Origin of the sequence: Paenibacillus agaridevorans (assembly GCF_003112455.1) — a bacterium.
Classification (GTDB): Bacteria; Bacillota; Bacilli; order Paenibacillales; family Paenibacillaceae; genus Pristimantibacillus; species Pristimantibacillus agaridevorans.
In genome coordinates, this window is record NZ_BDQX01000335.1 from 11,083 (window position 1) to 16,248 (window position 5,166).

The 5,166-nt window shown below is 54.4% G+C and carries 6 protein-coding genes; 2 read left to right on the forward strand and 4 right to left on the reverse strand.

Annotated elements, in window-relative coordinates:
• Nucleotides 1–542, reverse strand: a 542-nt coding sequence (gene spoIIR, locus PAT3040_RS26395; protein WP_108995032.1) for a stage II sporulation protein R, incomplete at its 3' end; no start/stop codon positions are given.
• Between the two features lie 143 nt (nt 543–685).
• Here spoIIR and PAT3040_RS26400 point away from each other — a divergent pair.
• Entirely contained in the window at nt 686–1,648 is a 963-nt protein-coding gene (locus PAT3040_RS26400) for a sigma-70 family RNA polymerase sigma factor (RefSeq protein ID WP_108995029.1), read from the forward strand.
• Nucleotides 1,649–1,701: 53 nt separating this feature from the next.
• Nucleotides 1,702–2,142, forward strand: a complete 441-nt coding sequence (locus tag PAT3040_RS26405; RefSeq protein WP_087569929.1) for a carboxymuconolactone decarboxylase family protein — start codon at nt 1,702–1,704, stop codon at nt 2,140–2,142.
• Between the two features lie 218 nt (nt 2,143–2,360).
• Here the strand turns inward: PAT3040_RS26405 and PAT3040_RS26410 are convergent, their stop codons facing one another.
• The 3 genes from PAT3040_RS26410 to PAT3040_RS26420 form a co-directional block, all read right to left on the reverse strand.
• A complete protein-coding gene (locus PAT3040_RS26410) occupies nt 2,361–2,876 on the reverse strand; it encodes a GyrI-like domain-containing protein (RefSeq protein ID WP_108995030.1) in 516 nt (171 codons plus the stop codon).
• 264 nt (nt 2,877–3,140) lie between these two features.
• Nucleotides 3,141–3,809, reverse strand: a complete 669-nt coding sequence (locus tag PAT3040_RS26415; RefSeq protein WP_108995031.1) for a Type 1 glutamine amidotransferase-like domain-containing protein — start codon at nt 3,807–3,809, stop codon at nt 3,141–3,143.
• A gap of 835 nt (nt 3,810–4,644) precedes the next feature.
• Nucleotides 4,645–5,166: N5-glutamine methyltransferase family protein (locus tag PAT3040_RS26420; RefSeq protein ID WP_146200564.1), on the reverse strand; the 522-nt coding region annotated here is incomplete at its 5' end.

Genomic DNA, 5,166 nt, shown 5'->3' on the forward strand with positions numbered 1-5,166 from the left:
CCTGTTGCCGCATCCACGAAGCAGAGAGGCGGGAACAGCACGCACCACCAGTTTTGACCTTTCCCTTCGCCGATCGTAACGAGCAGCGCTTCGTATTGTCCGGCAGGATATACTTTGTTGCCGTACATCTTCGTAGGGAACTCGACCAGTCCGAGCTCGGCCGAAGAATCGTATTCGAAGCCTCTGCTCTTAAGCACGTTTGCTACGATCGTTTCCAGCTCGGGAAGCTTCGACTGGATCGTGCGGCGCGCTTCTTCGATATTTTGCGGGCCTGTTGCCCAGCCGTTCATCGCTTTGACGATCTCATCGCGCACGATGCGCTTGACCATCTGATCGGCGGCACTGTCGGAATTAGCTAATATACGAAGACGGATGGCTTCCGTCGGAATTTCGCCGGTAGCGAGAGCAGCGTCCATTTTTTGAGATTCCCAGCTCATAATGAGCACAATAATTGCCATAAGAATGAATCCGTACGATTTGCGGTATGGAAAACGATAAGGTTTAGCGGAATAATGGAAAGATGAAGAATAATAGTGGGACATCACACAAGCTCCTCTCGCGCACCCGCCGGTGCGTCTGCTTGCGTTCCGGAACGTCTCTATCCGTCATTATGTCCCGACTTGCCCCTCTATAAACCTATTATTCCGAAAAAATGATAGACTTGATGCTAGGAGTTGAGTATAGGATGTTGGATACGACGACGGCCCTTTCGTACCGTCCATTGCTGATAACGCTGGCGTACCGGATGCTGGGATCGCTCGGCGAGGCGGAGGATATCGTGCAGGATGCGCTTGCCGATTACTCGCTCTCGACAAGCCGCAGCGAAATCGAACACGAGAAGGCTTATTTGGTCAAGATGGTGACCAATCGGTGCCTGAACCTCAAACAATCGGCGCGCAAGCGCCGCGAGTTGTATGTCGGGCAATGGCTCCCTGAGCCCGCTGTACGATTTGCCGGCGGTTCAGGCGCTCCTGCCCTGCTGGGACAAAGGGATTCCGTCAGCGGCGGCAATCCCGCCGACTATATCGAGCGGCAGGAGAGCATTACCTATGTCATGCTCGTCATGCTGGAGCGGCTGTCCGCAGTCGAGCGCGCCGTCTTCCTGCTGCGCGAGACGCTGGACTTCGATTACGACGAGATCGCAAGCATCGTACAGAAGTCCGCGGCCAACTGCCGCAAAATTTTCAGCCGGGCAAAAGAAAAGCTCCAGGGGGCAAAGGCCGACAGCGACGAACAATCCGCGCAGGGAGACCTGAACGTTCGTGAGGAGCAGGCCTGGGCGTTCGCCAAAGCGTTTATCCAGGCGGCCGAAACGGGCAATTCGTCCGCGCTTGTAAACATGCTTGCGCATGACGCCATGCTGGTGTCCGACGGCGGGGGCAAAGTCCGGGCGGCCATCAATCCTATCGAGGGCGCCGAACGCGTCGCCTCCTTCTTTCTGGGCATTGCCCGCAAGCAAGCGCTCGAGGGGGAACTGTTGCCGGTGGATGTCAGCGGACAGCCGGGCGTCGTCCTTATTCGGGAGGGGATTCCGGTCAAAGTCATGGTTTTCGGATGGGATGGGGAGAACAGGATTTCGAAGATTTTTATGATTTTGAACCCGGATAAGCTGTCTTTTGTCACAAACGGGAATGCTGCCTTGTCTTAGATAGCAGAAGCCGATGCAAGCAGGTCGGCCACACCATCTAAGGAGTGATTGGCATGGAACAAAGAATGGTATTAAACGAGGTTAACCCGGCGGCTTATGCAGCGATGACCGGCCTTGAAAAGTTTTTGGCCGGCTCCAGTCTGGATAAAACGTTGAAGGAACTCGTCAAAATTCGCGCTTCGCAAATCAACGGCTGCGCCTTCTGTCTCCATATGCACGCAACCGACGCCCGCCGCAACGGCGAAACGGAAATTCGGATCTATACGCTAAACGCATGGCGCGAGACGCCTTACTTCACGCCTGCCGAACGCGCGGCGCTGGCGCTGACGGAAGCCGTCACCCTCGTAGCCGGCAACCATGTACCGGACGACGTCTACGCGGAGGCTGCGGAACACTTCGACCAAAAGCAGCTAAGCGAGCTGCTCATGGCGATCGTTACGATCAACGCCTGGAACCGCATCGCCATTACGACAGGCATGATGGCTCCGGCGTAACCGGAAAGCGCAGTAAGCGGCACTTTGATTGCTGTTCGATCAAGATATTTGCTCGATATCCCCGATATTCGGGGCGACGATAAGCGAGGCTTGCGAATCCTGGTCTGACATTATTCGCCACATAAACCTGAAGTGTCCCATCGAACAACCCCTTACGGGTTATTGGATGGGACACTTTGCTTTGGTTATGGGACGAGGCAGGCGATACAGGAAGAACTCTATGACGACTTCTTGCGAACCGGGTACAACATTGTAAAGTTAAATGTTTCGATTTCAGAATAAGGGATTGTGAGAGCGTTCAACGGTTCAAACGGAACTGTCTCCATCCCGAGTGCACCTTCACGCCGATCCATTTCATAATCAGGTGACTGCTCGAGCCATGCAAATATCGCATCATATACTCGCCACATATGGGCCTCATCGCCGTAGACATGGGCGCTCACACAAAACCCTCCGCTTACCTCCAAAGTCTCGATGCCATCCGGTACATCCCCAAACTCGCGAACCGCGAGTCCGACCCAAAGCGTATCGACGTTCTTGCTCCATTGGTCCTGTGGAATGAACACATATGCTGACGGCCCATCCGCTAGTCGAACATCGTCAAGCGGAACCTGCGCCGTAAGCTTGCTCCACGCCACCCGCGTCCCGCTCTTGTCGGGTGTCATTCCCGTTCTTACTGCCAATGCCTTGAAAGGCGCCACTTCTACCAAATCAATCGCTATTGTTTCCTGCAAAGTACCCTCTCCTTTTCCATATGATTCATGATTAACCACGCTGTCGAGATCCTGTTATCCTTATTCAATTTTTTCCACTAAAATCCTTTATATCAAAAACTACATTATTCCGCTCGTGAGCGGCCTGCAAGGGGATTTTCCTAAAAACTGCCGTTGTGCATACGGTACGGTTCACCGCGATGTCTGCAACGGCAAGTTTTAGGGCCATCCTTTGCAGGATGGCCCTTTCGCTTTGCAACCGTAGTCTCCGTTAGCTCCACAATATCAGGGCGAAAAAAGTTTCCAATGTCCTTCGGAAACAACTTCGACTGCTCCGTCGATCACTTTGATGGCGGTCTGATCATCAATCGCATACGCCGGGCATTGTATCCCGGCGGCCCATCTCTCCGCAGCAGCCATTGTGTTATGCGGCAGCATCTCGTGATCAAGATGCGGAAACATTGCAAAATCAACCAGTCCCAGTGCTTCATCGCCACCGTTGGGTAGAGTCCAGCCAACGAAGAATTCCCCGATGTTAGGTGCCAACACCATACTCCCGGCACTCATTCCCACATAGACTGTCTGCAGCGACGGCAAGAGGTCGGCCAGCCCGGATTGCCGCATCCAGTGGCACAGGTAGAGGGCGTCGCCGCCCGCCACCAGCAGGACGTCCGTCTCCCGGACCAGCGGTACCCAGCGGTCTTCGCCGATGCTTGGCAGCGCTGTGAGCTCTAGCACACCAACGGACTTCCAGCCAAGGTCGACCATGGGGTTCTCTTCTTTCCCGCTGATGAATTCCCAGGCTTTGACGCCAGGGCCGACCCATGGGTGTCCGTACATCGCTGTGGGGATGCACAGGGCGTTGGAGTCGGCGATCGGCTTGCCCAGCATGCCAACCAGCGCATCATGTATGCTTTTGTTATTGATGCCTCCAGACGTGAGCAGAAATTTCATAACTTCACTCCTTTTCTTTGTGTGCGTCTAATGGGACAGCTTAGCTGATATAAACCCAAACTGACCGGCCATTATTCCTATCAAACATTCATTCGCGTTTATGAACTTCGTAATATCAATAATGTCTGGGTGTTCGACAAAACGATTGAACTATCCTGCCCGTTTAACTTTAAAAAGTCGGTTTAAGAAATTTTTGGTACATATAGTGGAAAGATCAACAAGTCCAAAACCGAGGACATCGTCCCACCCCAGTCAATACAAATTCGTACATCAGTCCCATTTACCCAGAAGGTTGGATCCAGAACTAACGATGATCCACCTTTGATGGGTGCCCCCTCTGTTCAGGACGAGCATATTTGCAATCAGAGCATTAGCGGCGTCTGCTACTTCACACGTTTTGCGGATGCTTTTTATCGCTATCCCCACTTCTCAGAATGAGATAGGGGGGACGATCGCTTCGAGCCGGATAAGTACAATGTTAGAGGGAATTTCCTCAGTTGGCGGGATAACGTTCCTGCATTTCGAAAAAACGCCCCTGCCAACAACTCCAAATGGAATGGTCTGGCGGGACGCTTCTGCTATTGTTACGGAGACTCTCTTGCGTTCGTTCGCATTTGTTTCCACTTTCTGAGTGGAAGGAAAAACGTTCGCAGGCGGATGATATCAGTTATATATTCGTGCAAGCACTCCCAGGTCGAGGTCTCTTGTTCACTGAGTGGATGGGATAGTGTTCAAAGAGATGCGGATGGACGAGCCAATCGAGTGACTTCACATCATGATTACAATAGCCAAATCAAGCCCTAAGATCGCGTCTCCGCGACACCAGGTGATTGCCTTATCCGCCCGTGTTTACAGCCACGATATGGCGCTCGATGCCGTTGTAATCGGTGATGATGGAAACTTCGTCCCATGCGCCCATCTCTCGCATAAGTTCTGCGACAATGCGCGGCTGATGGATGCCGTGCTCGAACGCGACGATACGAGGCATCGCCGGGAGCAGCGCCAGCTGCTCCAGCATGCGGCGGTACGGATCCAGCCCGTCCGTACCGCCGACCAGCGCGAGATGCGGCTCATAATCCCGCACCTCGCGCTGCAGCCCGTCCATATCCGCCGCCGGAATATACGGCGGATTGGACACGAGCACGTCGATGCGGCTCCCCGACGCGATAAAGGGGGCCAGCAGGTCGCCCTGCACGAACGTAACGCGGTCCGCCGCTCCATGGCGGGCCGCGTTAGCGCGGGCGACCTCCAGCGCGTCCGGCGACAGGTCGGACGCGCTCACGCGCCAGTCGTGCCGCTGCGCAGCCAGCGTCACGGCGATGGCTCCGCTGCCGGTGCCGACGTCGACGACCGTCGG